Origin of the sequence: Bacillus sp. FSL P4-0248, from assembly GCF_038593305.1 — a bacterium.
Lineage (GTDB): Bacteria > Bacillota > Bacilli > Bacillales > Bacillaceae > Bacillus > Bacillus safensis.
This window is the reverse complement of sequence record NZ_CP151983.1, coordinates 2174468-2191023: the sequence shown is the minus strand read 5'-3', so window position 1 is coordinate 2191023 and position 16556 is coordinate 2174468. Positions and strand designations below refer to the sequence as shown.

The following is a 16556-nucleotide window of genomic DNA, read 5'->3' as shown; positions in this document are numbered from 1 at the left end:
GAGGGGGAATAGAGGATGAAGCACAGGTATTTGCCGCAAACAGAGCAAGATCAAAAAGAAATGCTGGATGTCATCGGCGTTCAGTCGATTGATGAGCTTTTTTCAGATATCCCAGAGAAAGTTAGATTCAAAGGAGCATACAACATCAAAGAAGCCGCATCTGAAACAGCGCTTGTCAGGGAATTATCCCGACTAGCTGCAAAGAATAAGGATACAGTTTCCTATGCATCGTTTCTTGGTGCAGGTGTATATGATCATTACCAGCCTGTCATTGTCGATCATGTGATCTCACGCTCTGAATTTTATACAGCGTATACACCGTATCAGCCGGAGATTTCGCAAGGTGAATTGCAAGCGATCTTTGAATTTCAAACAATGATTGCTGAGCTGACGGGTATGGATCTTGCCAACTCCTCGATGTATGATGGCGGGACGGCACTTGCTGAAGCGGCAATGCTCGCTGCGGGACATACAAAGAAGAAAAAAGTGGTTGTTTCTGAAACGGTTCACCCTGAATCAAGAGCGGTGCTGAAAACATACGCCAAAGGACAAAACATTGAAGTTGTTGAAGTGCCTGCGAAAAAAGGGCAGACAGATCTAGCTGCATTGGAAAAGACGGTCTGCGATGATACAGCAGCAGTTCTCGTGCAATATCCAAACTTTTTTGGTGTAGTCGAGCCGTTAAAAGACATTGAACCCATTGCACATAAAGGAAAAAGCCTGTTCATTGTCTCTAGCAATCCCCTCGCACTCGGACTATTGACGCCTCCTGGAAAACTCGGGGCAGATATTGTCGTTGGTGATGCGCAGCCGTTCGGCATCCCGGCTGCATTTGGCGGACCTCACTGCGGATATTTCGCCGTGACGAAAAAGTTGATGAGAAAAGTGCCAGGTCGTTTAGTCGGGCAGACAGAAGATGAAAATGGTGTTCGTGGATTTGTCCTGACCCTTCAAGCGCGTGAACAGCACATTCGAAGAGATAAAGCGACATCAAATATTTGCTCAAACCAAGCATTAAATGCATTAGCTGCTTCTGTTGCCATGACGGCACTAGGGAAAACAGGCATAAAAGATATCGCCTATCAAAACGTGCAAAAAGCCCATTATGCCAAGACGCAGGCAGAAAAATATGGACTGCAGGCGGATGTAGAAGGAGCTCATTTCAATGAATTTGTGATCAAGTTACAGGAGCCTGTGAAAGAAGCCAATAAACGATTGCTTGAAAAAGGAATCATCGGCGGCTACGACTTGGGGCTAGACTACCCAGAGCTTCAGCAGCACATGCTTGTAGCCGTGACAGAGCTAAGAACAAAAGAAGAAATTGATACGTTTATCAAGGAATTGGGGGATCGCCATGAATAAACAAGATCAGCCGCTTATTTTTGAATTATCTAAAGAAGGAAGAATTGGGTACAGCCTGCCTGATTTAGATGTACCTGAACAGGAGATCCCGTCTTTATTTGATGAGACGTACATCCGTGATGAGGATGCTGAGCTTCCTGAAGTATCTGAGCTTGATATTATGCGTCATTATACAGCATTATCAAGACGCAATCATGGGGTTGATTCCGGATTTTATCCTCTTGGCTCATGCACGATGAAATATAATCCAAAGATTAATGAAAAGGTTGCACGGCTTGCAGGGTTCTCACAGGTTCATCCGCTACAAGAGGCAGACACTGTGCAAGGTGCATTAGAATTACTATACGATTTAGGTGAACATCTTGAAGAAATTACGGGAATGGACGCTGTGACATTACAGCCTGCGGCAGGAGCACATGGCGAGTGGACGGGACTCATGATGATCCGTGCGTATCATGAAGCAAGGGGAGATCATCAGCGTACAAAAGTCATTGTGCCTGATTCTGCTCATGGAACGAACCCGGCATCTGCGACAGTCGCTGGATTTGAAACCATTACCGTCGCATCTGACGAAAACGGGCTTGTTGATTTAGAAGATTTACGCCGCGTTGTTAATGAAGAAACAGCTGCTTTAATGCTTACAAACCCGAATACACTAGGCCTCTTTGAAGAAAATATTTTAGAAATGGCTGAAATCGTTCACGGAGCGGGCGGTAAGCTTTATTATGACGGAGCCAACTTGAACGCTGTTTTAAGCAGAGCAAGACCAGGAGATATGGGATTTGATGTTGTCCACTTAAATCTTCATAAAACCTTTACAGGCCCGCACGGAGGCGGAGGTCCTGGCTCAGGTCCTGTTGGCGTTAAAAAGGAATTAATTCCTTATTTGCCAAAGCCAGTGCTTGTGAAGAAGGAAGGCCGTTTTTACTTTGATCATGACCGTCCAGAATCAATTGGGCGCGTGAAGCCATTCTATGGCAACTTTGGCATTAACGTCAGAGCTTATGCGTACATCCGCTCTATGGGGCCAGACGGTTTAAAGGCTGTAACCGATAATGCCGTGTTAAATGCGAACTATATGATGCGCCGCTTAAGTGCTCATTATGATTTGCCGTTTGATCGTCACTGTAAGCATGAATTTGTCCTTTCAGGTAAACGTCAGAAAAAATTAGGTGTGCGGACACTGGATATTGCCAAACGATTACTTGATTTCGGCTACCATCCGCCAACGATCTACTTCCCGCTCAATGTAGAGGAATGTATCATGATTGAACCGACTGAAACAGAATCAAAAGAAACACTTGATGCATTCATCGAAGCAATGATTCAGATAGCGAAAGAAGCAGAAGAGAATCCTGAAGTGGTGCAGGAAGCGCCTCATACAACGGTTGTCAAACGTATGGATGAAACAAAGGCCGCACGGAATCCAGTTCTCGTTTTTGAAAGAAAATAAAGAAAAAAGACTCAGGGGGAATCATGCTCCCAGAGTCTTTTTAGTTAGTTCTTCGTTTTAATGCGGCCGCCCCATTTTTTAAAACCGCCTTTTAAATTATAAATCTCACGGCAGCCGTTTTTACGTAAAGTTTGAGCTGCTTTTCCGCTTCTAAAATTATTTTGACAATAGAGATAAACAGGCTTGTCAGGACGTATTTCATTTTTGCGCTGCTTTAGCTGGGAAAGGGGGATATTTCTTGCCCCTAAAATATGTCCGCCTTCAAACTCATTTGGCTCTCTCACATCAATGAGCTGGGCTTTGCGGTAACCTTTAATAAATTCTTCTTCCGTCAGCGTTTTCATAATGCGCTGCTGATAAATGTAGCTGCCGATGGAATAAAGAACGAAAAGTCCACAAAGTGAGAGGACGATATAGTTGAATATTGACAATACAACTCGACTCCTTCTTGAGCATCAGCACAGTAGCCTGTCTGATGGTACGTTTTAGACAAATACTATTATAGTAAAGCATAAGAAACTTGTCATCATAAATGGTAAGAATTATTTTCAATTCCGTCCCTATTTGATAGACTGATGAAGAGAGAAAACCGGTGGTCACCACCATCATCTAACATTGACTACGTAAAAGAGAAGGGATTTTATATGCAAAAAGAGAAATGGTGTTTCATTGATTCAGGAAACCAAGACCCTGCCTTTAACATGGCAATGGACGAAGCCTTGCTTTATTGGCATAGCGAGAAGCTCATCCCGCCTGTTATCCGCTTTTATGGATGGGATCCGGCGACATTATCTGTTGGGTATTTTCAGAACGTTGAAAAAGAAATCAACCTAGAAGCCGTCAAGCGATATGGTCTTGGATTTGTCCGCAGACCAACCGGAGGACGGGGAGTACTTCATGACCAGGAGCTGACCTACAGCGTGATTGTGTCAGAGGAACATCCAGAAATGCCAGCGACGGTGACAGAGGCGTACCGCGTTATTTCAGAAGGCATTTTAGAGGGCTTTAAAGAGCTGGGACTCGATGCGTATTTTGCCATTCCTCGTACAGATAAAGAAAAGGAAAGCTTAAAGAACCCAAGATCATCTGTATGCTTTGATGCCCCTTCTTGGTACGAGCTTGTTGTAGAAGGCAGAAAGGTAGCGGGCAGTGCTCAGACGAGACAAAAAGGTGTCATTCTCCAGCATGGATCTATTTTAATTGACCTTGATGAGGACAAATTGTTCGATTTGTTCCTTTATCCAAACGACCGGGTGAGAGAGCGGATGCAGCGAAGCTTTAAAAACAAAGCGGTTGCCATCAATGAAATCTCAGACCGAACATGTACAATAGACGATGCGCGTGCTGCGTTTAAAAGAGGGTTTGAAAAAGGATTAAATATTGAGCTTGAACCTTATGAGCTGACAGATGAAGAATTAGCGTTTGTCCATCATCTCGCCAAAACGAAATATGCCTCAGATGATTGGAATTACAAGCGTTAAGCCGATGGACACTCCTTGTTTTTTAATGAACGATGGTGTAGAATTGGGTTGATTATTAAGTAAAGGTGCATTATGGAGGGGTTTTATGACTACACCTAGTATGGAAGATTACATTGAACAAATTTATATGCTGATAGAAGATAAAGGATATGCCAGAGTCTCTGATATTGCAGAAGCACTCGCTGTCCATCCCTCCTCTGTAACAAAAATGGTTCAGAAGCTAGATAAAGATGAATACCTCATTTATGAGAAGTATCGTGGTCTAATTTTAACCCCGAAAGGCAAAAAAATTGGAAAACGTCTCGTATACAGACATGAACTGCTAGAGCAATTTTTAAGAATCATTGGTGTAGATGAAGAGAAAATTTATGATGATGTAGAAGGCATTGAACATCATCTCAGCTGGAACAGCATTGACCGCATCGGCGATCTCGTTCAATTTTTTGAAGAAAACGATGAGCGATCTGTTCAGCTGAAAGCGATTCAAAAGAAAAACGAACAAACAAATCAAGAATCTTAATCAAAAAGGACACCCTCAGCATGGGTGTCCTTTTTGATTAAAGTTCTAATTGAAAGCAAAAGCTCCTACACTATTATTAGCGTGAAATCAAAGGGGGCTCCTTGATGAAGATAGATGGTGTGTTCTCAGGTGGAGGCATTAAGGGGGCAGCGCTTGCAGGTGCCTATGAAGCGCTTGAAGCGAGAGGATTTCAATTTGTCCGTCTTGCTGGTACAAGTGCTGGAGCAATCATTGCTTCACTCATCGCAGCAGGTTTTACAAGCCAGGAAATTCGAACGCTTTTAGATGAAATGGATGAGCATCAATTGCTTGATAGGAGATGTCAATTCATCCCGTTTAAAATGCTCAGGTGGGTATCCATTTACTGGCGTCTCGGTCTTTATAAAGGAGACCGGCTGGAAAAATGGCTGACCGATGTGCTAAAACGAAAAGGGGTCACCGTGTTTGGAGACCTCAAAAAAGATTCACTGAAAATCGTTGCGTCCGATTTAACGAATGGAAAAATCCTCGTGCTGCCAGACGACCTTCCTTCATATGGCTTAAATCCAGAGCGGTTTTCCGTGGCGAGGGCTATTCGAATGAGCTGCAGCCTGCCGTATTTTTTCGAACCTGTCAAACTGAAGTCTTCAAAAGGCATTTGTACCATTGTAGATGGAGGAGTGCTGAGCAATTTTCCAATTTGGCTGTTTGCTGAAGAGAAAAAAAGACCGTTCGTCGGTGTCACATTAACGCCAAACGAAAAAGAACGCCCTCAACACTCCATCCGCAATGCGTTTGAACTGTTTGGCGCTCTTTTTGAAACGATGCGTGGTGCTCATGACGAAAGACATATCGCCACAAAACACGAACGTCATATTATTTTTATTCCTGTAGAACACGTCATTGCCACTGATTTTCAACTCATGACAGAAAAGAAAAAGGCGCTCGTCGATCTAGGCAGACAGAAGGCCGAGCAATTTTTAAAAAGCTGGACATTTTAAAATAAGGCGCGATTCTTCTTTTTGTTTTTCTTGCCTTCAATCACAGTCAAATGTGTTTGGCTTTTCTTTTTGAGAAGGACGGGCTTAGACTTGTGGTCAGTCGGCACGCTTCGCAGATGAGTGACCCGATTTTTCATCTGGCTTTTCGTTTTTGGCTTAGGCTGCTGGTAGCGACGTTTTGATTGTTTGACTGCTTTACGATAAAGATTTCCCTCTGTTCCAGTTCTTCGATTCATCAGCCATCTAAATAGGAAAAATAGAGCCGCTCCAACGATCACAACAGACAGCAGCATGGTAAAAAGTCTGCCTGGGTTCGTTGTGAGTAAGTACACAAACCCCAAAACACCTAAAGCGAAAATAATGGTAAAAGCAGGATGTACTCGGCGATTCATAACTGTCCACCTCCGAAGGAATTTACCGGATTTATAAGTTAGATCACTTGATGAGCAGAATCTGACGCTTGTTTCAGTGACGCTTCCTCTAAACGAAGAAGTTCATTAAAACTTGCAATGGCTACCTCGACTTGATCGTCAGAAGGTTCTTTTGTTGTGAGCAATTGCAGCCAAAGGCCAGGATAGCCAAGCACTTTAAGCACAGGCACTTCTCGGAGTTTGTTCGTGAGCTGAAGCACTTCAAATGAAATGCCCAGAACAACCGGAATAAGTGCCAAGCGGTTCAGAACTCTCACCCATAAAGGATCTGTCGGTACGAGTAAATAGACGAACATCCCGACAATGACAGTGAATAAAATAAAGCTGCTGCCGCATCGATAATGCAGGCGGGATTGCTTTTGGACATTTTCCACTGTGATGTCAAGGTTCTGTTCATAGCAGTTTATGACTTTATGTTCTGCCCCATGATATTGAAATACTCTTTTAATTAAAGGGGTCATGGAAATAAAGTAAATATAGCCTAATAAAAGGATCAATTTGAAGAATGTTTCCACTGCGATTTGTGCGAAATTCCCTGAAAAAATGGGGCGCACAAGCTCTGCTAAAAAGACAGGTACCAGGGTAAAGACAAATTTACTAAAGAGTAGAGAGAGAACTCCGATCACAGCAATGCCGAAGATCATGGATAATTTCGAGCCTTTTTGTTCTTTTTCAAGAGTATGATCTTCAGAAGGATCTAAGTCATATCGCTCACTGGAGAAGTTTAAGTGCTTACTGCCGTTTGCGCTTGCTTCAACAAGTGCAGCAACACCCCTGACAAAGGGAATTTTCTTGAGAAAGGCGGTTCGTTTATTGGAGGTCCGGGGAAGCTTCAAAAACTCAATGGACTGGTCCTTTCGCCGAATCGCTGTCACATAGTTCTTCTTACCACCGAACATGACACCTTCGACAACTGCCTGCCCTCCATAAGCTGGAGGTTTTGTTTGATTGGACATATTTCATCAACCTGCCTGTTTCCTGTAATTTACATGCATTTCCTTATACCTTTATTGTACAGGAAATGAGGGGAAATCACTAGCTCACAGGTCGATTATCTACTAGAATTCTATCTACCTCTTTTTAGCCAGTATACCCTGTTTTAAAAATTTTACACTCACGCATGGAAATCCTTTTTTTTCATGACATTTTGGACATACTACTTGCTGGAGGTGTTCACAAATGAAACGTGATGAAAAGAAAAACCAAGAAGAAAAAAATCAGTCCGTGCAAACGACTTCACTTGTGGCAAGAGCGGCTGCTACAGGCTTTGTCGGCGGTGTTTTTTGGGGCTTTATCGGGTTTCTGACCCATGTGTTTCATTTTTCAGAGGTGAGTCCCAATATGCTGCTTCAGCCATTTGTGCTTGGAGAATGGAAAAAGGGAGGACTTGGTACTTTTATCAGTATTGTGCTGTTAGGAATTTTATCGATTGGAGCCGCCTTTATTTATTTTGGGCTTTTAAAAAGGATCAAAGGCTTTTGGATGGGTTTAGTATATGGCGGGCTTTTATGGCTGCTCGTTTTTTACGTATTTAATCCCATTTTCCCAGATGTAAAGCAAGTACAAGAGTTGCAGCAAAGCACCATTGTCACGACATTTTGCCTATATATTTTATACGGCATGTTTATCGGGTACAGCATTTCGTTTGAATATAATGAATTGACGAGTCAGAAGCTTGCGAGGGCACTCGGGAAAAAGACAGAATAAAGTGTAAATCACCTATTCATATGATAAAATATTTTTGGAAACGAAAGGTTTCTAAGGAAAAAGAAACAGATCTCGATATAGATTGAATTAGGGTGAAGGAGTGGTCATATGCCTCATTTTCTTGTACTAAATGGACCCAATTTAAATAGGCTTGGCAAAAGAGAGCCTGCTGTTTATGGAAGTAAGACGCTGACAGATTTAGAGACGGATTTGTTCCAGTTTGCAGAACGAGCAAACATCCAATTAACGTTCTTTCAATCAAATCACGAAGGGGATTTGATTGATGCGCTCCATGAAGCAGAAGATCAGTACGATGGTGTCGTGTTTAACCCGGGTGCATTTACCCACTACAGCTATGCGCTGAGAGATGCCATTGCAAGTATTTCTTTATCAGTCATTGAAGTACATATCTCAAATGTTCATAAGAGAGAGGAATTCCGTCATCATTCTGTACTTGCTCCAGTATGCCAAGGGCAAATCGTTGGGCTTGGCTTAGAAGGGTATAAATTGGCGATTCGTTATTTAGTCAGTGAAGGGGGAGCAGTATCATGAAACTTGAAAAACTAAGAACACTTTTAAGTGAATTAGAGATCGATGGCCTTGTCATTACAAGCAGTTTTAATTTACAGTATATGACCAGTTTTACCGGATCAGCCGGTCTTGCTGTCGTTTCAAAGGACCGGGCAGCTTTTATCACGGACTTCCGCTATACAGAGCAAGCGAAGGACCAAGTCAAAGGCTATGACATCATTGAACATAAAGGAAACATTGTGGAAACGGCTGCTCAAACGGCAAAGGAATTTGGAGTGAAACGCCTTGGGTTCGAACAAAACCATATGACATTTGCCACGTACCAGCAGTACGCAGCCAAAGCAGGCGGTATAGAGCTTGTTCCAGTCTCTGAATCAGTTGAAAAGTTGCGCTTGATTAAGTCTAGTGAAGAGATTAAGATATTAGAGGAAGCTGCGAAGATTGCAGATCACGCCTTTGATCATATTCTCACTTACATCAAGCCGGGCCTGACGGAAATTGCTGTCATGAACGAGCTTGAATTTTTCATGAGAAAAGAAGGTGCTGAAGGATCTTCATTCGATATGATAGTGGCCTCAGGTGTTCGTTCAAGCCTGCCTCACGGAAGAGCGAGTGAAAAGGTGATTGAATCTGGTGATTTAGTGACACTCGATTTCGGTGCTTACTATAAAGGCTATTGTTCTGATATGACAAGAACGATTGCTGTCGGAACACCAAGCGACAAGCTAAAGGAAATTTATCATATCGTATTAGAAGCAGAAAACGCTGGTGTGGATAGAATCAAGCCAGGCTTAACAGGAAAAGAAGCTGATCGCATCACACGAGACATCATTGAAAAGTATGGCTATGGTCAATACTTCGGGCATTCAACCGGACACGGGCTAGGTATGGAAGTACATGAAGCGCCAGGCCTTTCCTCACGATCAGAGGTCGTCTTAGAAGAGGGAATGGTCGTCACAGTTGAGCCGGGGATTTACTTGCCAGATGTCGGCGGCGTGAGAATTGAGGATGATATTGTCCTGACAGCTGAAGGCAATAAACGATTGACCCACTCACCGAAAGAACTTATCATATTATGATGGTGAAATGTAGGAGGATGACAAAATGATTTCAGTAAACGATTTTCGTACTGGCCTGACAATTGAAGTGGACGGCGGTATTTGGCGAGTAGTGGATTTTCAGCACGTAAAACCAGGGAAAGGCGCAGCGTTTGTTCGTTCGAAACTGCGTAACCTGCGTACAGGTGCCATTCAAGAAAAAACATTCCGCGCAGGCGAAAAAGTAGCGAAAGCTCAAATCGAAACAAAAACAATGCAATACTTGTATGCAAATGGCGATCAGCATGTCTTCATGGATACAAGTTCTTATGAGCAGCTTGAACTAAGTGAAGCACAAATTAAAGATGAGCTGAAATATTTGCTTGAAAATATGTCTGTTCAAATCGTGATGTACGGTGCTGAAACTCTTGGAGTAGAACTTCCAAACACAGTAGAACTAGAAGTAGTAGAAACAGAGCCTGGTATTAAAGGTGACACAACATCAGGTGGCTCAAAACCTGCAAAAACTGAAACTGGTTTAATCGTCAACGTTCCTTTCTTTGTGAACCAAGGAGATAAACTAGTGATTAATACATCTGACGGCTCATACGTTTCAAGAGCGTAATGAACGAAAAAAGACTGTAAACCTCGTGTTTACAGTCTTTTTTTATTGGAAGAATGATTCCTCAAGGCAGGCCTTCTCTCAATTCTCTCATTCATCTCTCTTCCTTCCTGAAAAACAAGACTACTTCCAGCTGGTCAAGCATATAGTGTAAAAAAAGCTGGAGGTTCTATATGAAACAATTTCTCCCAGGTCTACACCCGTCAGTCGCTGCAATGGCAGGCATGAGATTCTTATCCGCCGCCATTGAACTGACGGCAGCCATCCTTATTTTAATCACAAATGATGTACGGAAAGCGGTAGTCATCAATAGTATATTGGCAATCATCGGGCCGCTCATTTTTATTATCACGATGACGATTGGAATCTATCAAATTGCCGGGCAGCTATCCTATGCAAAGCTCGTGTTCATTTTCATTGGTGTCGTGTTTATTCTTGTTGGGATCTATAAGTGAAACGGCTTGGCATAATTAACGGCTCACATCATACATTTTAGAGAAGAAAAAAAGGAGGGGAATTCGTTGCGGAGTTTGTTGGATATTCTCCCGCACTCGATTGGACAAGAACTCAGGCTGCTGAAAGAGGCAGAATGGGCGCAAATAGAAGAAATCCGCATTCGCACGGATCGTCCTATTGAATTAATGCAGGGAGGAAAACCACGTTTCCTTTCTTATCACACCACCTGGGAAGATGCGTCTCAGCTATTAGGCAGGCTGAGCAATTACAGCATGTACACACTTGAGGAAGAGCTAAAACAGGGCTATATCACCATATCTGGCGGACACCGGGTGGGACTTGCAGGAAAGGTGATCGTTGAAAACGGATTTGTCAAAGGGTTAAGAGATATCTCTTCATTTAATATCCGCATTGCCAAAGAAAAAATCGGAATTGCGCTTCCTTTTCTTCCTTATTTATATGAAGAGCATTGGCACAATACACTCATCATTGGTCCCCCGCAAACGGGAAAAACCACATTGCTCCGGGATATAGCACGTCTTGCTAGTACAGGCACAAAAACCATTCCTCCTAGAAAAACAGGCATTATTGATGAGCGTTCTGAAATCGCTGGATGTATCAGAGGGGTGCCGCAGCACCATTTTGGCCACCGGATTGATGTACTCGATGCGTGTCCAAAGGCTGAAGGGTTGATGATGATGATTCGGTCTATGAGCCCAGAGGTCATGATTGTCGATGAAATCGGAAAAAGTGAGGATGTAGAGGCACTTTTAGAATCGATTCATGCCGGAGTCAGCATCATCGTCTCAGCTCATGGCTATTCACTTGAAGATGTATATAAACGACCTTCATTTAAACCGTTATGGGAGCTTCGTGTGTTTGAACGATATGTTGAATTAAATCGAAACAATGGGCCTGGCACGATCGGGCGGATGTACGGCGGGGACGGCCAAGAGATGAAATGGAGGCGGGGAGTGGACGTATGTTAAAGCTCATTGGCGCTATTTTCATTGTCGCGGCCACGACATGGGGAGGATTCGAGTTTGCCAAACGATATAGCGACAGACCTAAACAAATTCGGCAGCTGCGGTTTGCTCTCCAGTCTCTTGAAGCTGAAATTATGTATGGTCAAACCCCTTTAGCACGGGCGGCAGAGCAAATTGCAGCGCAGGTAGGTCCACCTGTGAATCAGCTGTTTGAACAATTTGCAGAAAAGCTGAAAGTGGGGACCTTTTCTGCACGTCATGCATGGAACGAAAGTCTTGAGGATGTTTGGAAAAAAACCGTATTGAAAAAAGGCGAATATGAGGCGCTGAAACACTTTGGAGAAACACTTGGCCAGCATGATGTCACTTCTCAGCAAAAGTATATCAGGCTTGCTTTAGGTCATTTGGAATCAGAGGAGAAAGAAGCTGAAATCGCCCAAGCGAAAAATGAAAAAATGGTCAGAAGCCTCGGATTTTTAAGCGGATTACTACTGATTCTTTTATTGATGTGAGAGGAAGGGAGTCGAGAGCATGGGCGTTGATGTAAACGTCATTTTTCAAATTGCCGGAGTAGGCATCGTCGTGGCCTTTCTCCATACGATTTTAGACCAAATGGGGAAGAAAGAGTACGCTCAATGGGTGACGCTGCTTGGGTTTATCTACATTTTGTTTATGGTGGCAACCATTGTAGACGATTTGTTTAAAAAGATTAAAGCCGTATTTCTATTTCAAGGATAGGGGAGGGCTTACAAATCGAAATCATACAAATTGTTGGACTTGGTTTAATCGCTACTTTTTTAGCATTAATCGTCAAAGAACAAAAGCCAACCTTCGCCTTTATGCTTGTTGTGTTTACCGGATGTGTCATTTTTCTTTATTTAATTGATCAAATCTATGCCATTATCTCGATGATTGAAAAAATTGCAGCAAGTGCCGGCGTCAATATGAAGTATGTTGAAACCATATTGAAGATCATTGGCATTGCCTATATTGCGGAATTTGGCGCTCAGCTGACGAAGGATGCTGGACAAGGCGCCATTGCATCCAAAATAGAGCTAGGCGGCAAGATTCTCATCTTGGTGATGGCAGTCCCAATTTTAACAGTCATCATTGAGACGATCTTAGGAATGATCCCGTCCATGACGTAAATGAAAAGAGGTGATGACAATGAAACAGGTGACCGCTGTAATGGGATTGATGCTTTTCTTTTGGCTGATTGCTCCGCATGCAGGGGCAGAAGAAAAAGAACCTTTATCTAATGAACAGCCAGCAGCACAGGAAGTGGCGAATGGACAGGCTGATGCACTTGAGCTTCATTCCATCAGTGACTTTTGGGAAACCATTTTGGACGAGTATGGCGGCTTTTTGCCAGAAAGCCAAAAGGGCACAGTGAAGGAAATGATTGACGGCGATAAAGAGCTGTCTCCCCAAACATGGCTGAAAGCCTTTGTACATTATCTGTTTCACGAGGTCATTGCAAACGGAAAGCTCCTAGGTACTCTGATTTTACTCACCATCTTTTGTTCGCTTTTGCAGCTTTTACAAAATGCATTTGAACAAAGCACCGTCAGCAAAGTCGCATATGCTCTTGTTTATATGGTGCTGATTATTATTGCACTCAACAGCTTTCATGTGGCGATTTCCTATGCCACAGAAGCCATTCAAACGATGACCAGTTTTATTCTTGCTCTTATTCCTCTTTTACTAGCGCTTATTGCTTCATCAGGCGGGCTTGTCTCAGCCGGATTCTTTCATCCCGTTATTTTATTTTTAATGAACACGAGCGGTGTTTTCATTCAGTATGTCGTTCTCCCGCTCATCTTTTTATCTGCAATATTGAGCATTATCAGTACGCTGACCGAACAATACAAGGTCACCCAGCTTGCCCAGCTGTTAAGAAATGTGGCAATTGGCGGGCTTGCCGTTTTTTTAACCGTTTTTCTCGGCGTCATTTCCGTTCAGGGTGCATCTGCGGCCGTTACGGATGGAATCGCTCTTCGTACAGCCAAATTCATTACCGGAAACTTCATCCCTGTCCTAGGCAGAATGTTTACAGATGCGACCGATACCGTGATCAGCGCCTCTGTTTTACTCAAAAATACAGTCGGACTAGTTGGGGTTGCCATTTTGATTTCAATTGCCGCTTTCCCGGCGATTAAAGTACTTTCGTTAGCCCTTATCTATAAGCTTGCTGCTGCCATCCTTCAGCCGTTAGGGGGCGGACCCATCATCAGCTGTCTTGATGTCATTTCAAAAAGTGTGCTGTATATATTTGCCGCACTTGCTGTTGTGTCGCTCATGTTCTTTTTAAGCATTACCGTCATCATCACTGCGGGTAACCTGACCATGATGATGAAGTAAGGAGGGGACACCTTTTGAGTTTTCTCACGGAATGGATCACAAGTATTATTCTCTTTATCTTATTTGCGATTGTTATTGATCTTCTGCTTCCCAATTCGAGCATGCAAAAGTATGCAAAAATGGTCGTCAGCCTGCTGCTCATCGTGGTCATGCTTAATCCGATTTTTGCTTTATTTCGAGCGGATCCTGACCAAATTTTTTCAGAATTGATGAAAGGGAAGGAAGAAGCGCAGTCAGAAGAAATAAAAAATCAGATGAATTTAGAAAAAAAAGAAATACAAGCCTCTCAGCGTGCATATATTTTAAAGCAAATGGCTGTCCAACTAGAAAAAAGCGCAAAGGAGCCACTGGAGAAGGAGAGCTATGAAATGAAACACGTAGAAGTGCTGGCTGATGAGGAGCATCTGGATCAGAATATGGAGGCGGATCAATTTCGCATCAAAGCAGTTCTTTCCCCGCTCACAGGTGATGCTGTAGAAACGGTGGCAAAGGTGGACATTGATCTCTCCAAGCAAAAGGAGGAAAGCGCTGGATCTTCTAGCAAAGAGATCACGAGGGTGAAAGAGACACTTGCTGATGTTTGGAATACGAGTCCTGAGCACATCGCGCTGAACATTGAGGGAGGTGACGCAGCAGATCATGAATAACAAGGACTGGAAACAAAAGCTGAAATCATTCTTCCAGCCGCCTGAAAAAGGTGAAGGGAAACCCAAATTAACGAAGCACCATTACTTGCTGCTTGTATTCATTATCGGCGTATCTTTCATGTTAGTCAGTCAGATCTTGTCACCGCCATCAAGCAAACAACAAGCTGCGGTTCCTGCTTCTAAAAAAACATCCTCAGAAGAGCAAGAGGTATTCAAACCGGCGTCCTCAGGTAAACCAAAGAATTCAATTGAGGACGTGGAGAGAGAATACGAAAATCAGCTGAAAGAAATTTTAGAGACCATCATCGGCGTTGAGGATGTATCAATCGTGGTCAATGTAGATGCAACGTCTTTAAAAGTGTTTGAAAAAAACAAATCCAATAAAAGTACAACGACCGAGGAAACAGATAAAGAAGGCGGCGTGCGAAGTGTCACCGATCAAACAAAGGAAGAAGAAGTCGTCATCATTAAAAATGGCAATGAAGAAACACCAGTCGTTGTTCAAACGAAAAAACCAGAAATCCGAGGTGTCCTCGTTGTTGCTCAAGGAGTAGACAACGTTCAAATAAAGAAAACCATCATTGAAGCGGTTACACGAGTGCTTGATGTACCGAGCCATAGAGTGGCTGTTGCCCCTAAAAAAATCAAGGAGGATTCGGAATGATGTTAAAAAAACAAACGGTTTGGCTATTAACGATGCTAAGTTTAGTTGTCGTATTAAGTGTGTACTATATCATGTCTCCACAGGGTGAAAATGCAGTGACAGTAGAAGATACGAAATCAAAAGGCACTGAAGAGAAAAAGGTTGAAACAGAAAAAGGGACGGATAAAGGAACGGAAAAAGGTGCTGATAAGAAATCCACTGACAAAGAAACAAACGGCAAACAAGAGGATATCGAAACAAGCGGTGAAGAAGGAAAGGCTGTGTCAGAGCAAACAGACGATGAGCTTTTTACAACATACAGACTAGAGCTTGAAGATAAACGAAGCAAGCAGCGCGAAGAATACAACGAAATTGTCTCCAGTGACGATGCAACAGCCCAAGAAAAAAGTGAAGCATACGATCAAATGACAGCGCTCAGTGAAGCAGAAGGAACTGAGCGTCAGCTTGAGACCTTGATCAAAACAAAAGGCTATAAAGACGCGCTCGTAAGTGCTGAAGGAGATAAAGTGAGTATCACGGTTCGTTCTGATAAAAAATCAAAATCTCAAGCGGCCGATATTATTGATATGGTCACAAAAGAAATGAGAGGTCTTGATAACGTAGCTGTCACTTTTGAGCCCACTAATCAATAAAAAAGAACTGGCGCCCTTTGCGGAAAAGGGCGTTTTTTGATGCGGCTTGACGCCCTCTCCAAGGTGCTTACGCGAGGCGCTTCGCCACAATAGTAGTTGAATTCATCGAAATCCTCCTGTAAGATGGTTATAGTATGTACTTTTAGTACTAGCCTATAATAAAAAGATAAATCCATACATAGGGGTGCAAATCCATGTTAAAAATCGAAGAAATTCATGAACTGATTAAATTAATTGACGACTCTACTATCGATGAGTTTACGTACGAAAACGAAGGTGCAAAAATCAAACTGAAGAAAAATAAAGAAGTCGTTCAGCAAGTTGCGGCACAAGCACCAGTGGCTCCTGTCCAAGCAGCTCCAGCTCAACAAGCTCCTACAGCACAAGCTCCAGCTCAGACCGAAGCCCCTGCACAAGAGGCAGCTGCGTCTGAAAATCTGCATAAAATCACATCCCCAATGGTTGGCACATTTTATGCTTCCTCTTCACCAGAAGCAGATCCATACGTGACAACAGGTTCCAAGGTGAAGGAAAACACTGTTGTATGTATCGTGGAAGCGATGAAACTGTTTAATGAAATCGAAGCAGAAGTAAAAGGTGAAATCGTCGAAGTATTAGCTGAAAACGGTCAGCTTGTAGAATTCGGACAACCCCTCTTTCTAGTGAAAGCAGAGTAAGGAGTACGA

22 protein-coding genes are annotated in these 16556 nt (G+C 43.0%); 19 read left to right on the top strand and 3 right to left on the bottom strand.

What is annotated here, in order from left to right:
* The first annotated feature begins 15 nt into the window (after positions 1-15).
* Positions 16-1362 (top strand): aminomethyl-transferring glycine dehydrogenase subunit GcvPA, encoded by a 1347-nt coding sequence (gcvPA, locus tag NST65_RS11125; RefSeq protein ID WP_046311742.1) that lies wholly within the window; start codon positions 16-18, stop codon positions 1360-1362.
* Entirely contained in the window at positions 1355-2815 is a 1461-nt protein-coding gene (gene gcvPB, locus NST65_RS11120) for an aminomethyl-transferring glycine dehydrogenase subunit GcvPB (protein ID WP_041106844.1), read from the top strand. Before gcvPA ends, gcvPB begins: the two co-directional genes overlap by 8 nt.
* 44 nt (positions 2816-2859) lie before the next feature.
* Here the strand turns inward: gcvPB and NST65_RS11115 are convergent, their stop codons facing one another.
* Complete coding sequence (locus NST65_RS11115) at positions 2860-3240, bottom strand: rhodanese-like domain-containing protein (protein ID WP_024422963.1); 381 nt, start codon at positions 3238-3240, stop codon at positions 2860-2862.
* Positions 3241-3459: 219 nt separating this feature from the next.
* On the opposite strand from NST65_RS11115, the gene NST65_RS11110 reads away from it, so the two are divergent.
* The 3 genes from NST65_RS11110 (at position 3460) to NST65_RS11100 (ending at position 5796) form a co-directional block, all read left to right on the top strand.
* The gene (locus NST65_RS11110; protein WP_034280239.1) at positions 3460-4296 is read left to right on the top strand and encodes a biotin/lipoate A/B protein ligase family protein; all 837 of its coding nucleotides are present in this window, start codon (positions 3460-3462) and stop codon (positions 4294-4296) included.
* An 85-nt stretch (positions 4297-4381) separates the two neighbouring features.
* On the top strand, positions 4382-4816 hold the full coding sequence (mntR, locus tag NST65_RS11105; protein ID WP_024422961.1) for a transcriptional regulator MntR: 435 nt from the start codon (positions 4382-4384) through the stop codon (positions 4814-4816).
* A 104-nt stretch (positions 4817-4920) separates the two neighbouring features.
* Positions 4921-5796 (top strand): patatin-like phospholipase family protein, encoded by an 876-nt coding sequence (locus tag NST65_RS11100; protein ID WP_024422960.1) that lies wholly within the window; start codon positions 4921-4923, stop codon positions 5794-5796.
* On the opposite strand, the gene NST65_RS11095 is transcribed toward NST65_RS11100, so the two are convergent.
* Both NST65_RS11095 and NST65_RS11090 read right to left on the bottom strand, forming a co-directional pair.
* Entirely contained in the window at positions 5793-6188 is a 396-nt protein-coding gene (locus tag NST65_RS11095) for an SA1362 family protein (protein WP_034280242.1), read from the bottom strand. The two genes, NST65_RS11100 and NST65_RS11095, sit on opposite strands and share 4 nt — an antisense overlap.
* A 38-nt stretch (positions 6189-6226) precedes the next feature.
* Positions 6227-7183 (bottom strand): DUF1385 domain-containing protein, encoded by a 957-nt coding sequence (locus NST65_RS11090; protein WP_041117957.1) that lies wholly within the window; start codon positions 7181-7183, stop codon positions 6227-6229.
* Between the two features lie 223 nt (positions 7184-7406).
* Between NST65_RS11090 and NST65_RS11085 the strand changes: the two genes are divergently transcribed.
* From NST65_RS11085 to accB, 14 genes are all read left to right on the top strand, one after another.
* Positions 7407-7934, top strand: a complete 528-nt coding sequence (locus NST65_RS11085) for a YqhR family membrane protein (RefSeq protein ID WP_101676877.1) — start codon at positions 7407-7409, stop codon at positions 7932-7934.
* Positions 7935-8042: 108 nt separating this feature from the next.
* The gene (gene aroQ, locus NST65_RS11080; RefSeq protein WP_034280247.1) at positions 8043-8486 is read left to right on the top strand and encodes a type II 3-dehydroquinate dehydratase; all 444 of its coding nucleotides are present in this window, start codon (positions 8043-8045) and stop codon (positions 8484-8486) included.
* Entirely contained in the window at positions 8483-9544 is a 1062-nt protein-coding gene (locus NST65_RS11075) for a Xaa-Pro peptidase family protein (RefSeq protein ID WP_111926465.1), read from the top strand. Before aroQ ends, NST65_RS11075 begins: the two co-directional genes overlap by 4 nt.
* Before the next feature lie 25 nt (positions 9545-9569).
* Positions 9570-10127, top strand: coding sequence for an elongation factor P (efp, locus tag NST65_RS11070; RefSeq protein ID WP_024422954.1), 558 nt, complete (start codon positions 9570-9572; stop codon positions 10125-10127).
* Positions 10128-10297: 170 nt separating this feature from the next.
* Positions 10298-10579 carry a YqhV family protein gene (locus NST65_RS11065; protein ID WP_024422953.1) on the top strand — a complete coding sequence of 94 codons (282 nt, stop codon included), beginning with the start codon at positions 10298-10300 and terminating at the stop codon, positions 10577-10579.
* A 66-nt stretch (positions 10580-10645) separates the two neighbouring features.
* Entirely contained in the window at positions 10646-11569 is a 924-nt protein-coding gene (gene spoIIIAA, locus NST65_RS11060; protein WP_342488816.1) for a stage III sporulation protein AA, read from the top strand.
* Complete coding sequence (gene spoIIIAB, locus NST65_RS11055; RefSeq protein ID WP_046311733.1) at positions 11563-12078, top strand: stage III sporulation protein SpoIIIAB; 516 nt, start codon at positions 11563-11565, stop codon at positions 12076-12078. Before spoIIIAA ends, spoIIIAB begins: the two co-directional genes overlap by 7 nt.
* A gap of 19 nt (positions 12079-12097) precedes the next feature.
* Positions 12098-12304: a stage III sporulation protein AC gene (spoIIIAC, locus tag NST65_RS11050; protein WP_003153142.1), complete on the top strand. Its 207-nt coding sequence runs from the start codon at positions 12098-12100 to the stop codon at positions 12302-12304.
* The gene (spoIIIAD, locus tag NST65_RS11045) at positions 12301-12714 is read left to right on the top strand and encodes a stage III sporulation protein AD (protein WP_087978339.1); all 414 of its coding nucleotides are present in this window, start codon (positions 12301-12303) and stop codon (positions 12712-12714) included. The genes spoIIIAC and spoIIIAD overlap by 4 nt, the downstream gene beginning before the upstream one ends.
* Before the next feature lie 19 nt (positions 12715-12733).
* A complete protein-coding gene (gene spoIIIAE, locus NST65_RS11040) occupies positions 12734-13927 on the top strand; it encodes a stage III sporulation protein AE (protein WP_061109344.1) in 1194 nt (397 codons plus the stop codon).
* 14 nt (positions 13928-13941) lie between these two features.
* Entirely contained in the window at positions 13942-14574 is a 633-nt protein-coding gene (gene spoIIIAF / locus NST65_RS11035) for a stage III sporulation protein AF (RefSeq protein ID WP_034280256.1), read from the top strand.
* Positions 14567-15238, top strand: coding sequence for a stage III sporulation protein AG (spoIIIAG, locus tag NST65_RS11030; protein WP_034280258.1), 672 nt, complete (start codon positions 14567-14569; stop codon positions 15236-15238). Before spoIIIAF ends, spoIIIAG begins: the two co-directional genes overlap by 8 nt.
* Positions 15238-15870, top strand: coding sequence for a SpoIIIAH-like family protein (locus tag NST65_RS11025; RefSeq protein WP_034280770.1), 633 nt, complete (start codon positions 15238-15240; stop codon positions 15868-15870). The genes spoIIIAG and NST65_RS11025 overlap by 1 nt, the downstream gene beginning before the upstream one ends.
* 194 nt (positions 15871-16064) lie before the next feature.
* Positions 16065-16547 carry an acetyl-CoA carboxylase biotin carboxyl carrier protein gene (gene accB / locus NST65_RS11020; protein ID WP_034280261.1) on the top strand — a complete coding sequence of 161 codons (483 nt, stop codon included), beginning with the start codon at positions 16065-16067 and terminating at the stop codon, positions 16545-16547.
* The last annotated feature ends 9 nt before the right edge of the window (positions 16548-16556 follow it).

Bases quoted from the DNA above. Each gene is read 5' to 3' on its own strand.
- gcvPA (WP_046311742.1), top strand. From the start codon at position 16: ATGAAGCACAGGTATTTGCCGCAAACAGAGCAAGATCAAAAAGAAATG.
- gcvPB (WP_041106844.1), top strand. From the start codon at position 1,355: ATGAATAAACAAGATCAGCCGCTTATTTTTGAATTATCTAAAGAAGGA.
- NST65_RS11110 (WP_034280239.1), top strand. From the start codon at position 3,460: ATGCAAAAAGAGAAATGGTGTTTCATTGATTCAGGAAACCAAGACCCT.
- mntR (WP_024422961.1), top strand. From the start codon at position 4,382: ATGACTACACCTAGTATGGAAGATTACATTGAACAAATTTATATGCTG.
- NST65_RS11100 (WP_024422960.1), top strand. From the start codon at position 4,921: ATGAAGATAGATGGTGTGTTCTCAGGTGGAGGCATTAAGGGGGCAGCG.
- NST65_RS11095 (WP_034280242.1), bottom strand. From the start codon at position 6,188: ATGAATCGCCGAGTACATCCTGCTTTTACCATTATTTTCGCTTTAGGT.
- NST65_RS11090 (WP_041117957.1), bottom strand. From the start codon at position 7,183: ATGTCCAATCAAACAAAACCTCCAGCTTATGGAGGGCAGGCAGTTGTC.
- NST65_RS11085 (WP_101676877.1), top strand. From the start codon at position 7,407: ATGAAACGTGATGAAAAGAAAAACCAAGAAGAAAAAAATCAGTCCGTG.
- aroQ (WP_034280247.1), top strand. From the start codon at position 8,043: ATGCCTCATTTTCTTGTACTAAATGGACCCAATTTAAATAGGCTTGGC.
- NST65_RS11075 (WP_111926465.1), top strand. From the start codon at position 8,483: ATGAAACTTGAAAAACTAAGAACACTTTTAAGTGAATTAGAGATCGAT.
- efp (WP_024422954.1), top strand. From the start codon at position 9,570: ATGATTTCAGTAAACGATTTTCGTACTGGCCTGACAATTGAAGTGGAC.
- NST65_RS11065 (WP_024422953.1), top strand. From the start codon at position 10,298: ATGAAACAATTTCTCCCAGGTCTACACCCGTCAGTCGCTGCAATGGCA.
- spoIIIAB (WP_046311733.1), top strand. From the start codon at position 11,563: ATGTTAAAGCTCATTGGCGCTATTTTCATTGTCGCGGCCACGACATGG.
- spoIIIAC (WP_003153142.1), top strand. From the start codon at position 12,098: ATGGGCGTTGATGTAAACGTCATTTTTCAAATTGCCGGAGTAGGCATC.
- spoIIIAE (WP_061109344.1), top strand. From the start codon at position 12,734: ATGAAACAGGTGACCGCTGTAATGGGATTGATGCTTTTCTTTTGGCTG.
- spoIIIAG (WP_034280258.1), top strand. From the start codon at position 14,567: ATGAATAACAAGGACTGGAAACAAAAGCTGAAATCATTCTTCCAGCCG.
- NST65_RS11025 (WP_034280770.1), top strand. From the start codon at position 15,238: ATGTTAAAAAAACAAACGGTTTGGCTATTAACGATGCTAAGTTTAGTT.
- accB (WP_034280261.1), top strand. From the start codon at position 16,065: ATGTTAAAAATCGAAGAAATTCATGAACTGATTAAATTAATTGACGAC.